Origin of the sequence: Duganella hordei (genome assembly GCF_040369125.1) — a bacterium.
Classification (GTDB): domain Bacteria; phylum Pseudomonadota; class Gammaproteobacteria; order Burkholderiales; family Burkholderiaceae_D; genus Rugamonas; species Rugamonas hordei.
The window spans coordinates 155,684-171,243 of the sequence record NZ_BPWI01000014.1 but is presented as its reverse complement, the minus strand read 5'-3'; the positions used below and the strand labels follow the sequence as shown (position 1 = coordinate 171,243).

General features: G+C 61.7%; 14 protein-coding genes and 1 rRNA gene. 11 read left to right on the top strand and 4 right to left on the bottom strand.

The window, feature by feature from the left end:
• Positions 1–998: ribosomal RNA gene (locus ABWW33_RS25815) — 16S ribosomal RNA — on the bottom strand; the annotation flags it as partial.
• Between the two features lie 459 nt (positions 999–1,457).
• Between ABWW33_RS25815 and ABWW33_RS25810 the strand changes: the two genes are divergently transcribed.
• From ABWW33_RS25810 to ABWW33_RS25800, 3 genes are all read left to right on the top strand, one after another.
• Positions 1,458–2,789: a sensor histidine kinase gene (locus ABWW33_RS25810; RefSeq protein WP_353404319.1), complete on the top strand. Its 1,332-nt coding sequence runs from the start codon at positions 1,458–1,460 to the stop codon at positions 2,787–2,789.
• 69 nt (positions 2,790–2,858) lie between these two features.
• A complete protein-coding gene (locus ABWW33_RS25805) occupies positions 2,859–3,620 on the top strand; it encodes a LytR/AlgR family response regulator transcription factor (RefSeq protein ID WP_353404318.1) in 762 nt (253 codons plus the stop codon).
• 118 nt (positions 3,621–3,738) lie between these two features.
• A complete protein-coding gene (locus tag ABWW33_RS25800; protein ID WP_176655217.1) occupies positions 3,739–4,893 on the top strand; it encodes a PAS domain-containing sensor histidine kinase in 1,155 nt (384 codons plus the stop codon).
• Between the two features lie 6 nt (positions 4,894–4,899).
• Here the strand turns inward: ABWW33_RS25800 and ABWW33_RS25795 are convergent, their stop codons facing one another.
• The 3 genes from ABWW33_RS25795 to ABWW33_RS25785 form a co-directional block, all read right to left on the bottom strand.
• Positions 4,900–5,991: a porin gene (locus ABWW33_RS25795; RefSeq protein ID WP_510182394.1), complete on the bottom strand. Its 1,092-nt coding sequence runs from the start codon at positions 5,989–5,991 to the stop codon at positions 4,900–4,902.
• A gap of 172 nt (positions 5,992–6,163) precedes the next feature.
• On the bottom strand, positions 6,164–6,817 hold the full coding sequence (locus ABWW33_RS25790; protein WP_176655216.1) for a class I SAM-dependent methyltransferase: 654 nt from the start codon (positions 6,815–6,817) through the stop codon (positions 6,164–6,166).
• Positions 6,818–6,834: 17 nt separating this feature from the next.
• Entirely contained in the window at positions 6,835–7,776 is a 942-nt protein-coding gene (locus ABWW33_RS25785) for a CysB family HTH-type transcriptional regulator (RefSeq protein WP_176655215.1), read from the bottom strand.
• Between the two features lie 153 nt (positions 7,777–7,929).
• On the opposite strand from ABWW33_RS25785, the gene ABWW33_RS25780 reads away from it, so the two are divergent.
• The 8 genes from ABWW33_RS25780 to ABWW33_RS25745 are packed head-to-tail and all read left to right on the top strand — an operon-like array spanning position 7,930 to position 15,545.
• The gene (locus ABWW33_RS25780) at positions 7,930–9,624 is read left to right on the top strand and encodes a nitrite/sulfite reductase (protein ID WP_353404317.1); all 1,695 of its coding nucleotides are present in this window, start codon (positions 7,930–7,932) and stop codon (positions 9,622–9,624) included.
• On the top strand, positions 9,617–10,210 hold the full coding sequence (locus ABWW33_RS25775) for a DUF934 domain-containing protein (RefSeq protein ID WP_353404316.1): 594 nt from the start codon (positions 9,617–9,619) through the stop codon (positions 10,208–10,210). The genes ABWW33_RS25780 and ABWW33_RS25775 overlap by 8 nt, the downstream gene beginning before the upstream one ends.
• Positions 10,211–10,221: 11 nt before the next feature.
• The gene (locus ABWW33_RS25770; protein ID WP_353404315.1) at positions 10,222–10,938 is read left to right on the top strand and encodes a phosphoadenylyl-sulfate reductase; all 717 of its coding nucleotides are present in this window, start codon (positions 10,222–10,224) and stop codon (positions 10,936–10,938) included.
• Positions 10,939–10,965: 27 nt separating this feature from the next.
• On the top strand, positions 10,966–11,895 hold the full coding sequence (cysD, locus tag ABWW33_RS25765) for a sulfate adenylyltransferase subunit CysD (RefSeq protein WP_176655211.1): 930 nt from the start codon (positions 10,966–10,968) through the stop codon (positions 11,893–11,895).
• On the top strand, positions 11,895–13,214 hold the full coding sequence (locus ABWW33_RS25760) for a sulfate adenylyltransferase subunit 1 (protein ID WP_353404314.1): 1,320 nt from the start codon (positions 11,895–11,897) through the stop codon (positions 13,212–13,214). Before cysD ends, ABWW33_RS25760 begins: the two co-directional genes overlap by 1 nt.
• 18 nt (positions 13,215–13,232) lie before the next feature.
• Positions 13,233–13,994 carry a uroporphyrinogen-III C-methyltransferase gene (gene cobA / locus ABWW33_RS25755; RefSeq protein WP_353404313.1) on the top strand — a complete coding sequence of 254 codons (762 nt, stop codon included), beginning with the start codon at positions 13,233–13,235 and terminating at the stop codon, positions 13,992–13,994.
• A gap of 49 nt (positions 13,995–14,043) precedes the next feature.
• Positions 14,044–14,772, top strand: coding sequence for a hypothetical protein (locus tag ABWW33_RS25750; RefSeq protein WP_353404312.1), 729 nt, complete (start codon positions 14,044–14,046; stop codon positions 14,770–14,772).
• Complete coding sequence (locus tag ABWW33_RS25745) at positions 14,772–15,545, top strand: glutaminyl-peptide cyclotransferase (protein WP_353404311.1); 774 nt, start codon at positions 14,772–14,774, stop codon at positions 15,543–15,545. Before ABWW33_RS25750 ends, ABWW33_RS25745 begins: the two co-directional genes overlap by 1 nt.
• Positions 15,546–15,560: the final 15 nt, after the last annotated feature.

The window sequence follows — 15,560 nt, the reverse complement described above, 5'->3', positions numbered from 1 at the left end:
GATTCCAGCCATGTCAAGGGTAGGTAAGGTTTTTCGCGTTGCATCGAATTAATCCACATCATCCACCGCTTGTGCGGGTCCCCGTCAATTCCTTTGAGTTTTAATCTTGCGACCGTACTCCCCAGGCGGTCTACTTCACGCGTTAGCTGCGTTACCAAGTCAATTAAGACCCGACAACTAGTAGACATCGTTTAGGGCGTGGACTACCAGGGTATCTAATCCTGTTTGCTCCCCACGCTTTCGTGCATGAGCGTCAGTTTTGACCCAGGGGGCTGCCTTCGCCATCGGTGTTCCTCCACATATCTACGCATTTCACTGCTACACGTGGAATTCTACCCCCCTCTGCCAAACTCTAGCCTTGCAGTCTCCATCGCCATTCCCAGGTTGAGCCCGGGGATTTCACGACAGACTTACAAAACCGCCTGCGCACGCTTTACGCCCAGTAATTCCGATTAACGCTTGCACCCTACGTATTACCGCGGCTGCTGGCACGTAGTTAGCCGGTGCTTATTCTTCAGGTACCGTCATTAGCCACCTGTATTAGAGGCAGCCGTTTCTTCCCTGACAAAAGAGCTTTACAACCCGAAGGCCTTCTTCACTCACGCGGCATTGCTGGATCAGGCTTGCGCCCATTGTCCAAAATTCCCCACTGCTGCCTCCCGTAGGAGTCTGGACCGTGTCTCAGTTCCAGTGTGGCTGGTCGTCCTCTCAGACCAGCTACTGATCGATGCCTTGGTGGGCCTTTACCCCACCAACTAGCTAATCAGATATCGGCCGCTCCAGGAGCATGAGGTCTTGCGATCCCCCACTTTCATCCTTAGATCGTATGCGGTATTAGCGTAACTTTCGCTACGTTATCCCCCACTCCAGGGTACGTTCCGATATATTACTCACCCGTTCGCCACTCGCCGCCAGGTTGCCCCGCGCTGCCGTTCGACTTGCATGTGTAAGGCATGCCGCCAGCGTTCAATCTGAGCCAGGATCAAACTCTTCAGTTTAATCTCTGTTACTTTGACACTTTCGTGTCACCAGCATTTCTGCTGGGTCGCTCACTCAAAATACTGACAGGCCACTACTTTCGTAGCGCCTATTTCATTACTTCTTGTGAACATTTGATATTTTTTAAGTTTCACGAAACCCGAAGGTTTCGTGTGCACTTCCATCAAACGTCCACACTTATCGACTGTTAATTTTTAAAGAACGGGGCACGCGCCGAGCGTTGGTACTGCTTGCTTACGAATCGTTTTGTTCGCAGCAGAGAAATGAGATTATGGGGGACATCGCGAATATCGTCAACCCCTCCCCTTCACTTATTTTCTGTTCCCCATCTTGTGCCGTCCACTCCGCGTTTCTTGCAGACTGTCGCAATAGCATGGCGTGCGCTGACGCTAATCAGTACAGTTGCATCATCAAAAAACTCGTTACACTTGCTTCGTACTCAAGAGTGAAAGTCTTACATGTTTCCTATGCCTAAAACGCAAGACACCCTGAAAACCGCCGGCGCCTGGCTGCACCGCGGCTTCGATACGACCGCGACCTGGGTTACCCAGCTGTCGTGGTGGAAATTCCTAGTGTTTGCGGTGCTGACGCTGATTGCCGGCTCCATCCTGCAGGACGAGTTGTTCTCATCCAACTCGGACGAAGAAGTCATCGTCAAAAAAGACAAACCGGGGAAACGCAAAAATGGCGACACCAATATATTGATCGATGACAGCGGCATCCATTTCAATCCACGCGGCAAGCTGCGCAACAAGGATGCCGACAAGACCGACAAGAGCGAAAAATCCGACTCCAGCAGCGATGACAACGGCGAAGCCCCGGTCGCGCCGGTGGCTCCACCGGCCGAAGTGGCACCGGCCGCGCCGGCCGCGCCTCCGGCCAAGGGCGCCAAGCCTGCGGCGCCAGCCGTCCCCGCCCTGCCGACGCTGCCTGGCGAAGAAGTCCACATCGACCTGCCGCCGCAAATCGGTGAGGAACTGTCGAACGCAATTGAAGAGGCCGTCGACGACGCCGCCGAGCAGAAGGTCACCCGCTACCACCGCCAAGCCTCCACCTGGTTCAAGAGCTTCGTCTCGCTGCTGGTGCTCGCGCTGTTCGGCACCAAGGCGCTGATGGGCGGCAAAAAACGCGCCGAAGCGGAAACGCTGACCGCCAACGCCGCCGTCGAACGCGAATCCATGCAGCGCCAGCTGAGCGAGGCCAAGATGCAGATGATGCAGGCCCAGGTCGAGCCCCACTTCCTGTTCAACACGCTGGCCTCGGTCGAACACCTGATCGAAACCGATCCGCCGCGCGCCTCCGCCATGCAGCGCAGCCTGATCAAATACCTGCGCGCGGTGCTGCCGCAAATGCGCGACAACGCGCTGATCACCAACCTCGGCCGCGAAGCCGACATGGTGCTGGCCTACCTGAACCTGCTGAAAATGCGCATGGAAGAACGCCTGACCGTCGATTTCGACATCCCGGACGGCCTGCGCACCGCCGCCTTCCCGCCGATGATGCTGCAATCGATGGTGGAAAACGCCATCAAGCACGGCCTCGAAGCCAAGCCGGAGGGCGGCACGCTGAAAGTGCGCGCCGACGTCGCCCACAACAAGCTGCGCGTGATCGTCACCGACAACGGCCTCGGCTTCGGCGCGGTGCCCAGCGACGGCACCGGCCTGGGGCTGATGACCATCCGCGAGCGCCTGAAACTGCTGCACGGCGACCAGGGCCAACTGCTGATCGCGGCCAACAGCCCAAGCGGCGTTATCGCAACGATCGAAGTGCCGTATCAGCTGTCCAAATAAGATAGATTGATTATTACAGCGATTCGTTGAATAATTGATTGAATAATTAACATTGCAGAACACACCCACATGCCTACAGCAATCATTGCCGACGACGAACGTTTGATGCGCGACCAACTGCGTATGCGCCTGGGCCAGGTTTGGCCCGAGCTGGAAATCATCGGCGAAGCCAAGAACGGCGACGAAGCGATCGAACTGGTCGACCAGATGAAGCCGGACTTCACCTTCCTCGACATCCGCATGCCGGGCAAGACCGGCATGGAAGCAGCCACCGTCATCGGCGCCAAGAGCCACATCGTGTTCGTCACCGCCTACGATGCCTACGCGGTGGAAGCATTCGAGCGCGGCGCCGTCGACTACGTGCTGAAACCGCCCGAGCAGGAGCGGCTGCAGATCACCGTCGACCGCCTGAAGACCCGCCTGAACAAGCCGGCCGCCGACGTCAACGCCAGCGTGACGGCGATGCTGTCGCAACTGGCCGAGAAGATCACCGCGCCCAAGCCGCAATACCTGCAATGGATACAGGCCAGCATCGGCCAGGACCTGCGCATGATACCGGTCGAGGAAATCCTGTTCTTCCGCTCCGACGAAAAATACACCTGCGTGCAGACCGAGCGCTACGAAGCGCTGATCCGCAAGCCGGTGCGCGACCTGGCCGAGGAGCTCGATCCGGCGCTGTTCTGGCAAATCCACCGCGCCACGCTGGTCAACGTCAACGCCATCGAAGGCGTGACGCGCGATATCCGCGGCCGCCACCTGGTCATGATCAAGGGCAAGCCGGACAAGCTGGAAGTCAGCCGCAGTTTCCTGCACCTGTTCAAGCAGATGTAATCCGAAGCCGAGTCGAAAATGCAAACGCCACAGGGCGTTTGCGTCATATCAAGCCCCTCCCCCGCGCTTGCTTTAGTGTGTGACCACGCGGTCTCCCGGCCGTATGGAGACGCGCATTATGGGCCGCACCCGATCGTTGCTATTGCTTACCGGCCTCGTTGCACTGGCCACCCGCCTGTCGTGGCGCATGGGCTGGCAATGCGCGCGCGATGCGGCCGCGCACAAGCGCAGCCGCGGCATCATCCAGCACGCCAGCGACGCCATCATCTCCACCGATGAAACCCAGCACATCCTGCAGGCCAACCCATCGGCCGCCGCCATGTTCGGCACCACCGTGCAGGCGATGGAAGGCTCGCCGCTGCACCGCTACATTCCGCGCGACCAGCGCGCCACCAGCGAGCCGAACGCCGTCCACTATTTTGGCGCCACCGGCATCCGGCTGCGCATGAAGGGCCGCCGCGCCAGCGACTACGCGGTGACCGGCCAGAAGGCCAGCGGCCAGCACTTTCCGCTGGAAGGCTCGATCTCCTCGCTAAGGGAAGACGGCCACCAGATCTACACCATCATCCTGCGCGACATTACCGAACGCAAGCAGGTGCAGGAGCAGCTGGAGCAATCGTATTCGCAGCTGCGCGAGCTGTCGGCGGCGCTGCAGACCATACGGGAAGAGGAGCGCAAGCACATCGCCCGCGAGCTGCATGACGATCTCGGCCAGCTGCTGGCTACCCTGCGCGTCGACCTGGCGCTGCTGCAGCAGCAGCACGGCAGCGACACGGCGCGCAAGCTGCAGGCCGGCATGGACGAGCTGCTGATGTCGGCCATCACGTCGCTACGCCGCATCGCCAGCAACCTGCGGCCGCGCGCGCTCGATGAGGGAGGATTGTATTTTGCGCTGGAAAGCCTGCGCCAGGAATTCGTCTCGCGCTACGGCATCGCCTGCAAGCTGGACGCGAACGAAGAGGATTTGATACTGGACGACGCCTACAGCACGGCCATCTTCCGCATTGCGCAGGAAGCGCTGACCAACATCACCCGCCACGCGGAAGCGCGCAGCGTCGTGCTGTCGCTATACCGCACCGATTCAATGCTGCAGATTACGATACATGACGACGGCCGCGGCATCGCCGAAAAGGACATGGACAAGGCCTCGTCCTTCGGCCTGATCGGCATGCGCGAACGCGTCTGGGCGCTGCATGGCGACATCTCCATCGTCAGCGACAACGGCACGCGGATCATGATCCGCCTGCCGCTGCCTCAGGAAAGCCTCGCCTGAACCAGCTTAGAACGAGTGACGGATGCCCGCGTTGAAGGCTTTGTCGCCGGAACCAGCTTCGTTGTTGTTACCAACGGTATAGCCGGCGCCGTTCTTGTTCTTGATCTTGGCGTATGCGACGTACATGTTGGTACGCTTGGACATGGCGTACGAGTAGCCCAGCGCCCACTGGTCGGCGTCCTGGTTGTTGACGGTCTTGTCGTTCTTGCGGATGTACGAAGCCATGATGGTGCCGTTAGGTGCAACCGGCACTTGCACGCCGATCAGCAGATCGTTGCTGTCCAGGCTGGCCTTGGGAGCAACGGTGTAGCCGTAGGCGTTAGCCACTGGCAGGGCCGCGCTGTTCACGCCTTTGTCCGCGCCATAAGCGAAGTAAGCCTTAACAACCTGGAAGTCGTAATTGATCGCGAACAGGGTGTTGCGGCCGGTGTCCTGCAGCTTGGCGGGAGTGGCGCCGACGGCAGCGGTGTCGTTGTTGCGGTTGTTGTACACCAGGCGGGCGTTCAGCGGGCCCTGGCCATACAGCAGACCGAAGCCGAACTGGCGGCCGGCGGTGGTGCTGCCAGCCTGCTCGCCCAGCGAGTACAGGCCTTCGGCGCTGAAGCCTTCATACGACGGGGTGGCGTAGACGATGGCGTTGCTGGTGCGGGTGTTCGCGCCGGCGGCTGGGAACAAGTTCTTGATGCTGCCTGCGTAGCCGGCGCCGAATGGGTCGGCGACCTGGCTCATGGCGTTGTACAGCATGGTGTATTGACGACCGAGGGTCAAGGTGCCGGCTTCTTTCGATTTCAGGCCGACGAACGACTGGCGGTTGAACAGGGCGCTGTTGGTGTTGTCGAGCGAGCCGTCGTCCACTTTCAGGCCGGTTTCCAGGGTGAAGATGGCCGACAGGCCGTTGCCCAGGTCTTCGGTACCGCGGAAGCCCAGACGCGACTGGCTGCCGATGCCGCTGGTGACTTTGGTCACGGAGCCGGCAGCGCCGCCGCGCTCGCTTACGATACCTGCATCGACCAGGCCGTAGATCGTGACGTTCGATTGAGCTTGGGCTTGGGCTGCGAAACCGCCGATGATCATTGCTACCAGAGTAAGTTTTTTCACTTGATGTTCTCTACTTGAGGTTGGAAGAAATACTGCATGTAATGAATCTACGGGCGGAATCATGCCTATCAATTACTTCAACAATGTGACATTGGCCATTTGTTGTAAATCAGCATCAGAATGAAAAAAAGCCGCAGGACGCGGCTTTTCGTGAATTGGATTGCTCGCCTGCTTACTTGAGCCGGCAGCTCAGCAGGTAGTAATACTCCAGCCGCTCGACACGGATCTGCCGCGCCGACGCCGCAAAGCGCTTGCGCAGCGTGCTGTCGGTCAGGTAGTTCTTCATCACTTCATAGCGCTGGCCATCGTCGGCCGTCAGGATCTGGAAGGTGTTGCCTTCCATGTCAGTACGGGCGAACACCATGCTGTTGCCATCCACATAAGTTTCGTCGATCAGCACCAGCAGCACGTCCTTGCCCAGCTTGGCGCGCAGCGTCTTCAAATACTTTTCCTGGTCCTCCCGCTTGACGTGCGACCACAGGCCGGCGGCAAACACGGCGGTGTACTGGCCTTCCAGGCCGTCCGGCAGGTTGAACGCGTCCATCACGCCGAAGGTGACGACGTCCTCGTCCAGGCCGCGCGTTTCCGCCAACGCTATCATTTCCGGCAACAAGTCGGTGGCGTGCACCGATTCGGCCACTTCGGCGATCAAATCGGTCCAGTAAGCGGTGCCGCAGGCCAGTTCCAGCACCTTGTGGCCCTGGAACAGCTCGGCGACCATTTCCTGCAGGTCATCCAGGTCGTCGAAGCGCTCTTCCTGCGCATAGACCTGGTCGTAATTGTCGGCGTTGACGGCATAAAATTGTGCCAACTGGTTGGTGATCATGGTATTGCTTTCTAATTTTACAATTCGTAGTGCTCTTTTTCACCGCTCATGGCCTGTTCGATCAACTTGCGGTTGAGCGTGGGGGCCAGCAGTTCAATAAAGGTGTAGATATAGCTGCGCAGGTAGGCGCCCTGCTTGACCGCCACCCGCGACACGTTCATGCCGAACAGGTGGCCCACCGGAATGGCGCGCAGGTTCTTGTCGCGCTCGGAGTCAAACGCCATGCCCGCTATGATACCAATCCCCATGCCCAACTCCACATAAGTCTTGATCACGTCGGCGTCGATGGCTTCCAGCAGCACGTCCAGCTTCAGGCCGCGCAGCGAAAACGCGTGGTCTATCTTGCTGCGGCCGGCGAAGGCGCTATCGTACGTGATGATGGGGAAAGCGGCAATTTCTTCCAGCGTGACCTGCCGCGATTTCAGCAGCGGATGGTCCGGCGCCACCACCACCACGTGTTCCCATTGATAACATGGCAAGGTGATCAAACCGCTGATGCCGGCGATCGATTCGGTGGCGATGGCCAGGTCGGCCTGGTCGCGCTGGACCATTTCGGCGATCTGCTGCGGATTTCCTTGCAATAAAGACAAGCGCACCTTGGGAAACTTCAGCATGAAGGCCTGCACCACCCTGGGCAACGTGTAGCGCGCCTGCGTGTGTGTGGTGGCGATGGTAAAGCTGCCGCTGTCCTGCGCCGCGTATTCCTTGCCGATGCGCTTGAGGCTGTCGATTTCCTGCATAATGAGCTCCACCGACTCCAGCACCAGGCGTCCCGGCTCGGTCAGGCCGCGTATCCGCTTGCCGTGGCGGGTGAAGATGTCGACGCCCAGCTCCTCCTCCAGCTCGATAATCGCCTTGGACACGCCCGGCTGCGAGGTAAACAGCGCCTTGGCGGCGTCGGTCAAATTGTAGTTCTGGCGTACTGCCTCGCGCACAAAGCGCAGCTGGTGAAGGTTCATTGCTAGTCGTGGCCCGTCATAAATTATTAGCGTCCATGCTTATGCCCAATCCTTATATAAGCAAATAAAGACTAAGTCGTATGGAATAAAGACGAAGTTTATTACTATTAGCGCTAGTTTGGGGATTCTAGCAAGCGACTATCTAGGAAGAATATGTATCAATACGACCAATACGACCATCTCATCGTGCGTGAGCGCATCGCCCAGTACCGGGACCAGGTACGCCGCCGCCTGTCCGATGAGCTGACTGAAGCCGAATTCCTGCCGCTGCGCCTGCAAAATGGCTTATATATGCAGCGGCACGCCTACATGCTGCGCATCGCCGTGCCTTACGGCCTGCTGGCATCGAAACAAATGCGCATGTTTGCCCACATTGCCCGCAAGTACGACCGCGGCTATGGCCACTTCACCACCCGCCAGAACATCCAGTTCAACTGGATCGAGCTGGAGCAGACGCCGGACATCCTGACCGACCTGGCCTCGGTCGAGATGCACGCCATCCAGACCTCGGGCAACTGCATCCGCAACACCACCTCCGATCCGTACGCCGGCGTGGCCGCCGACGAGATCATCGATCCGCGTCCGTACGCCGAGGTGCTGCGCCAGTGGTCGACCTTCCACCCGGAATTCATCGCCCTGCCGCGTAAATTCAAGGTCGCCATCAATGGCGCCGTCGAAGACCGCGCCGCCATCGCCGTGCACGACATCGGCCTGACCGTGGTGCGCAACGACGCCGGCGAGATCGGCTTCAAGTTCATGGCCGGCGGCGGCATGGGCCGCACCCCTATCCTGGGCAGCGTGATCCGCGACTTCCTGCCATGGCAGCACCTGCTGACCTACACCGAAGCCGTGATGCGCGTCTACAACCAGTACGGCCGCCGCGACAACAAGTACAAGGCCCGCATCAAGATCCTGCTGAAAGCCATCGGCGTCGAGGAATTCACGCGCCAGGTGGAAGAGGAATGGGCGGACCTGAAGGATGGCCCTGAAACGCTGACCGTCGAAGAGATGCAGCGCGTGATCGACTACTTCCAGCCGCCCGCCTACAAGCAGCTGGACGACGGCGACGTCACCGCCGCCCAGGCGGGCAACAAGGCCTTCGCCAACTGGGTCAACCGCAACGTCAAGCCGCACAAGCAGCCGGGCTACGCGGCGGTCGTGCTGTCGCTGAAGAAAACCGGCGTGCCGCCGGGCGACGCCACCGCCGGGCAGATGGACTTCATGGCAGACCTGGCCGACCGCTACAGCTTCGGCGAACTGCGCGTCACGCACGAGCAGAACATCGTGCTGGCCGACGTCGAGCAGTCGCTGTTGTTCACGCTGTGGCAGGAAGTCAAGGCGCACGGCCTGGCCACGCCGAACATCGGCCTGCTGACCGACATGATCTGCTGCCCCGGCGGCGACTTCTGCTCGCTGGCCAACGCCAAGTCGCTGCCGATCGCCGCCGCCATCGCCGAGCGCTTCGACAACATCGACTTCCAGCACGACATCGGCGAGATCGAGCTGAATATCTCCGGCTGCATCAACGCCTGCGGCCACCACCACGTCGGCAGCATCGGCGTGCTGGGCGTCGACAAGGACGGCAGCGAATGGTATCAGGTGTCGATCGGCGGCTCGCAAGGCAACAACGCCGCCATCGGCAAGATCATCGGACCGTCGTTCTCCGCGCTGCAAATGCCGGAAGTGATCGACCGCCTGCTGCAGGTCTATGTGCGCGAGCGCTATGAAGACGAATCGTTCGCCGCCTGCGCGCAGCGCCTGGGCATCGCGCCGTTCAAGGAACATGTGTACGCCACGCCGATCACCGAAAAAGGTGGCCGCCTGGTAGGAGAGGATGAATATGTCTGAAGCCGTGAAAAACCTGATCATCAAGGGCCGCGAAGTCGTCGAGGACGACTGGCAGGTGCTGCGCCTGGCCGAGCCGGTCGACGGCGCGCCCAAGCACGACCCGGCCACCGTGTCGGTCCCGGAAGGCAAATTCATCGTGCCGCTGAGCCTGTGGCTGGTGCAGCGCGAGCTGCTGGCCGCGCGCGCCGCCGCCGGTGGGATCGGTGTCTGGATCGCCCCCGACGAGCGTCCGGAAACGCTGAAGGACGATCTGGCCAAGCTGGCCGTGGTGGCCGTCGACTTCCCGAAATTCACCGACGGCCGCGGCTACTCGATCGCCTACAACCTGCGCACCCGCCTGGGCTGGACCGGCGAACTGCGCGCCATCGGCGACGTGCTGCGCGACCAGTTGTTCTCGATGCAGCGCGTCGGCTTCAACGCCTACGCCACGCGCCCGGACCGCAGCATCCATGACGCGCTGAAAGGCCTGTCCGATTTCTCGGAAACCTACCAGGCATCGGTGGACCAGAAAGTGCCGCTGTTCCGCCGCCACGCCCGCAATGTCGGCGTCGGCGCCGGCGCAAACAACGACGGCTACGGCATCTGACAGGAGCAACAATGAGTGACCTGAGCAAGCTGATTGCGGACACCAGCGCCACGCTGGCCCGCATCGCCAGTGAACATAGCCCGGCCGTCTTCGCCTCCAGCCTGGCGGCGGAAGACATGGTATTGACCGACCTGATCCTGAAATCCAAACTGGATATCGGCATCTTCTCTCTTGAAACCGGCCGCCTGCACAAGGAAACGCTGGCGATGGTGGACAAGGTGAAAGAGCACTACGGCTACGACATCGCGCTGTACAAGCCGCAGCCCGAAGCGGTCGATGCCTACGTCGCGCAGAACGGCCTGAACGCCTTCTACGACAGCGTCGAGATGCGCAAGGAATGCTGCCGCATCCGCAAGGTCGAGCCGCTGGGCCGCGCCCTGGCCGGCAACAAGTCCTGGGTCACCGGCCAGCGCCGCGCGCAATCGGCCACCCGCACCTCGCTGATGGTGGAGGAGGACGATCCGGCGCACTTCATGACCAAGTTCAATCCGCTGGCCGACTGGTCGGAGGAAGACGTCTGGAACTACATCCGCAACAACGGCGTGCCATATAATGCACTGCATGACCAAGGCTATCCGTCGATCGGCTGCGAGCCGTGCACCCGCGCCATCGAGCCGGGCGAAGATGTCCGCGCCGGCCGCTGGTGGTGGGAGAATCCGGAATCGAAAGAGTGCGGCCTGCACATGGTTGACGGCAAACTGATACGCATTAAATCCGTGGCGGCGTAAGCCCCCCTCAAAAGAATAGGCTAGTCCATGAACGCTTTAGTTGAAAACAACGTGCACGTAAATTCGCGCCATCTCGACGCCCTGGAATCGGAAGCGATCCACATCATGCGCGAAGTGGCGGCCGAGTGCAGCAACCCCGCGTTGCTGTTCTCCGGCGGTAAAGACTCGGTGGTGCTGCTGCGCATCGCGGAGAAGGCTTTCCGCCCCGGCAAATTTCCCTTCCCGCTGGTGCACGTCGATACCGGCCATAACTTCGCTGAAGTGATCACCTTCCGCGACAAGCGCGTGGCCGAACTGGGCGAGCGCCTGATCGTCGGCTCGGTCGAAGACTCGATCAAGAAGGGCACCGTGCGCCTGCGCAATCCGCAGACCGATTCGCGCAACGCCGCGCAGGCGGTCACGCTGCTCGAAACCATCGCCGCCCACGGCTTCGACGCCTGCATCGGCGGCGCCCGCCGCGACGAAGAGAAGGCCCGCGCCAAGGAGCGTATCTTCTCCTTCCGCGACGAATTCGGCCAATGGGATCCGAAGTCGCAGCGCCCGGAACTGTGGGACCTGTATAACACCCGCGTCCATCCGGGCGAGAACATGCGCGTGTTCCCGATCTCGAACTGGACCGAACTCGATGTGTGGCAGTACATCGCCCGCGAAAAACTGGAACTGCCGCCGATCTACTTCGCGCACGAACGCAAGGTCATTCCGCGCAACGGCCTGCTGGTGCCGCTGACCGACCTGACGCCGGCGCGCGAAGGCGAAACCGTCGAAACGCAAGTGGTGCGCTTCCGCACCGTCGGCGACATCTCCTGCACCTGCCCCGTGTCCTCGGACGCGGCGACGGTCGATCAGATCATCGCCGAAACCGCGATCACGCAGATCACCGAACGCGGCGCCACCCGGATGGACGACCAAACCTCCGAAGCCTCGATGGAAAAACGCAAAAAAGCAGGATACTTCTGATGAACGCTCGCAACGACAACACCACTGAACAACTGACCGAACGCGGCCTGCTGCGCTTCATCACCGCCGGTTCCGTCGACGACGGCAAATCCACGCTGATCGGCCGCCTGCTGTTCGACAGCAAAGGCATCTTCGCCGACCAGCTGGACGCCATGTCGCGCTCCAAGCACAAGCGCACCGTCGGCGACGCCGTCGACCTGTCGCTGCTGACCGACGGCCTGGAAGCCGAGCGCGAACAAGGCATCACCATCGACGTGGCCTACCGCTACTTCGCCACGCCCAAGCGCAAGTTCATCATCGCCGACACGCCGGGCCACGAGCAGTACACCCGCAACATGGTCACCGGCGCCTCGACCGCCGATGCCGTCATCATCCTGATCGACGTCTCGAAAGTGAAGCTGCGCGAGGACGGCGGCGTGGACCTGCTGATCCAGACCAAGCGCCACTCGACCATCGCCCACCTGCTGCAGATCGAGCATATCGTCGTCGCCGTCAACAAGATGGACCTGGTGAACTACGACCAGGCGACCTACGACCGTATCATCAAGGCCTACCGCGAGTTCGCCGGCACGCTGGGCCTGAAGGACATCACGCCGATTCCGCTGTCCGCGCTGACCGGCGACAACGTCGTCGACAAGAGCGAGAAGCTGAGCTGGTACAAGGGCCCGACCTTGATCGAGCTGCTCGAATCGCTGTCCGTGTACGACGAGTCGCACAACGCGCCGTTCCGCTTCCCGGTGCAGCTGGTGGCGCGCCACAACGGCCACGAAGCCAACGACTTCCGCGGCTACATGGGCCGCATCGAGGCCGGCAAGGTCTCCGTCGGCGACAAGCTGGTGGTGCAGCCCTCCGGCCAGAGCGCGACCGTCAAGGACATCGTCACGCTGGAAGGCTCGCATCAATCGGCGGTGGTGGGCCAGTCGGTCACGCTGCTGCTGAACGAATACCTGGACATCTCGCGCGGCGACCTGCTGGCCGGCGCCGCCCAGCCGGCGACCTTGCTGAAGACGCTGAAGGCCGACGTCTGCTGGATGTCCGACGAGCCGCTGGACCAGCGCCGCAAGTACTGGATCAAGCACGGCACCAAGCAGACTTCGGCCAAGATCACCGGCATCGATTCGCTGTTGGACATCAACACCCAGCAGCGCCACGCCGCCGACGGCCTGAAACTGAACGACATCGCCCGCATCGGCCTGACCGTGCAGCAGCCGCTGGCCGCCGACGCCTATGCCGACATCCGCGCGACCGGCGCCTTCATCCTGATCGATGAAGTCACGCACCAGACCGTGGCGGCGGGCATGATCCGTCTCGGCGAGTAACAGCAAGAGGAAACAGCGATGGCAACTCACGGAAAAGTCTACCTGATCGGCGCCGGCCCCGGCGCCCAGGACCTGATGACACTGCGCGGTTCGCGCCTGCTGGCGCAAGCCGACGTGGTGCTGCACGACGCGCTGGTGACCGACGAGATGCTGGAGCTGTGCCCTCAAGCCGAGAAAATCCTGGTCGGCAAACGCTGCGGCCAGCTGTCGACCGCGCAGCAGTTCATCAACAAGCAGATGATCGACAACGCCAGGAAGTTCCCGCTGGTGGTGCGCCTCAAGGGCGGCGATCCGATGCTGTTCGGCCGCGCCGACGAAGAACTGCGCGCGCTGGAAGAAGCCGGCATCGAGGTGGAAGTCGTCCCCGGCATCACCACCGCGCTGGCCGCCGCCGCCACCAGCAAACAGCCGCTGACCAAGCGCGGCGTGGCGCGCAGCGTGGCGTTCTTCACCTCCTCCACCGCGCCGGAACACGCCGGTCACGACGCCATTCCGGACACCGACACGCTGGTGCAGTACATGGGCGGCCGCGAAGCCATCGCCACGGCCGAGCGCCTGCTGGCGCATGGCCGCCGGCCGGACACGCCGGTGGTCGTCATCGAAAACGTCAGCCGCGCCGACCAGCATATCCGCCGCATGACCATCGCCACGCTGGCGCAGGGTCTGGGCGCGGCCCACGGCCCGGTGCTGGTGATGCTGGGCGACGCCATGCAGCCACGCGCGCATCAAACCGACGACGCGCAAGCCCCCCTCCCCGGCCAGCAACAACTGAGAGCCTGACCCGGCGCTTTCCGTAATAGAATGTCCGTTCACTCTCATCGAGGATGCAATGGACTCTGTTCACGAAGTGCTGGAGCGCGCCTGGAGCGCCCATTCCGAAGGCGACTTCGAACCCGCGCTGCGGGACTACATCTGGCTGTTTGACGCCACCGCCGCCGGCGACGACGCGGCACTGCGCCTCTCCTACGTCCTCAGCGCCTGGGCCAAGCTGGCCGAGGAATACCTGCCGGCCCGCCACGCGCTGGTCCACGCCCGCGACACCGCCAGCGAACTGCTGGGCGCCGCCCCCGCCGGCGACAAGGCGGCGCTGTTCAACGACATCCGCGCCATCAACGACAAGCTGGGCGACCTGCAAAACACCTACCAACTGTTCCTGCGTCTGCCCGAGGACCTCGCGCAGCAATGCGCCCGCGCGGCCCTTCCCTCGCTGATGGCCTGCGGCGACTTCGCGCTGGCGCGCCGCTTCCTGCCCGATCCGCAGCGCCATCTGGCGGAGGCCGCGGCGCACCTCGATGCCAGCGTCCAGGGCCTGGACCTGCTGACCGGCGCCGGCATGGCCGACCTGCTGGCCGAAGTCTTCAACTACAGCGCCGAACTCGCACTGGTACTGGACTTGCTGGCCGGCTGCGGCGATACTGCTGCGGCGGAAGCGGCGCGTGCACAGGCGGCGTCGCTGGTGCGGTCGGCGGAAGCGCGCGCCTGCGTCGAGGCGGAACTGGCCGCCCCCGGCGCAACGCTGGACGCCATGGTCGAACTACAAAATTCGGTGACTGAATAGTGAAAAAGAACTACGCAAAGGCCCTGCTGATCCTGGCCCTGCTGCCGGCAAGCGTGCTGGCGGCGATTCCGACCTACGATTTCAAGGTCGTCAATACCTACCCGCACGACCCGCAAGCCTTCACCGAGGGCCTGCTGTACCGCGACGGCTTCCTGTACGAGAGCACGGGCCTGAACGGCAAATCGTCGATCCGCAAGGTGAGCCTGGAAACCGGCAAGGTCCTGCAAAGCAAGGACATTCCGCCGCAGTACTTCGGCGAAGGCCTGACGGTGTGGAACGACACGCTGGTCGGCCTGACCTGGCAAACCCAGACCGGCTTCGTGTTCGACCTGAAGACCTTCGAGCTGCGCAACCAGTTCGCCTACCCCGGCGAAGGATGGGGCCTGACGCAGAACGGCAAGGAGCTGATCATGAGCGACGGCACCGCCACGCTGCGCTTCCTCGATCCGAAAACCTTCCTCGAAGTGCGGCGCGTCAAGGTGACGGCGGACGGTATCGCGGTCGACCAGGTCAATGAACTGGAAGTGGTGGGCGACGAAATCTACGCCAACCTGTGGCACACCAACACCATCGCGCGCATCGATCCGGCCAACGGCAAGATCACCGGCTGGATTGACCTGGGCAAGCTGTATCCTGCCGCCGGCAAAGGACCGACCGGCGAAAACGTCATGAACGGCATCGCCTACGACGCCGAGAAAAAACGCCTGTTCGTCACCGGCAAGCTGTGGCCCAAACTGTACGAAATCAAAGTGGTGCCACGCGGCGGACGATGAACGGCGAACACTCCT

What these genes read in the sequence shown, in the direction of transcription:
- cysD (WP_176655211.1), top strand. Translation starts at nt 10,966, where the DNA reads ATGAACGCTTTAGTTGAAAACAACGTGCACGTAAATTCGCGCCATCTC.
- ABWW33_RS25785 (WP_176655215.1), bottom strand. Translation starts at nt 7,776, where the DNA reads ATGAACCTTCACCAGCTGCGCTTTGTGCGCGAGGCAGTACGCCAGAAC.
- ABWW33_RS25790 (WP_176655216.1), bottom strand. Translation starts at nt 6,817, where the DNA reads ATGATCACCAACCAGTTGGCACAATTTTATGCCGTCAACGCCGACAAT.
- ABWW33_RS25810 (WP_353404319.1), top strand. Translation starts at nt 1,458, where the DNA reads ATGTTTCCTATGCCTAAAACGCAAGACACCCTGAAAACCGCCGGCGCC.
- ABWW33_RS25750 (WP_353404312.1), top strand. Translation starts at nt 14,044, where the DNA reads ATGGACTCTGTTCACGAAGTGCTGGAGCGCGCCTGGAGCGCCCATTCC.
- ABWW33_RS25760 (WP_353404314.1), top strand. Translation starts at nt 11,895, where the DNA reads ATGAACGCTCGCAACGACAACACCACTGAACAACTGACCGAACGCGGC.
- cobA (WP_353404313.1), top strand. Translation starts at nt 13,233, where the DNA reads ATGGCAACTCACGGAAAAGTCTACCTGATCGGCGCCGGCCCCGGCGCC.
- ABWW33_RS25805 (WP_353404318.1), top strand. Translation starts at nt 2,859, where the DNA reads ATGCCTACAGCAATCATTGCCGACGACGAACGTTTGATGCGCGACCAA.
- ABWW33_RS25800 (WP_176655217.1), top strand. Translation starts at nt 3,739, where the DNA reads ATGGGCCGCACCCGATCGTTGCTATTGCTTACCGGCCTCGTTGCACTG.
- ABWW33_RS25780 (WP_353404317.1), top strand. Translation starts at nt 7,930, where the DNA reads ATGTATCAATACGACCAATACGACCATCTCATCGTGCGTGAGCGCATC.
- ABWW33_RS25775 (WP_353404316.1), top strand. Translation starts at nt 9,617, where the DNA reads ATGTCTGAAGCCGTGAAAAACCTGATCATCAAGGGCCGCGAAGTCGTC.
- ABWW33_RS25770 (WP_353404315.1), top strand. Translation starts at nt 10,222, where the DNA reads ATGAGTGACCTGAGCAAGCTGATTGCGGACACCAGCGCCACGCTGGCC.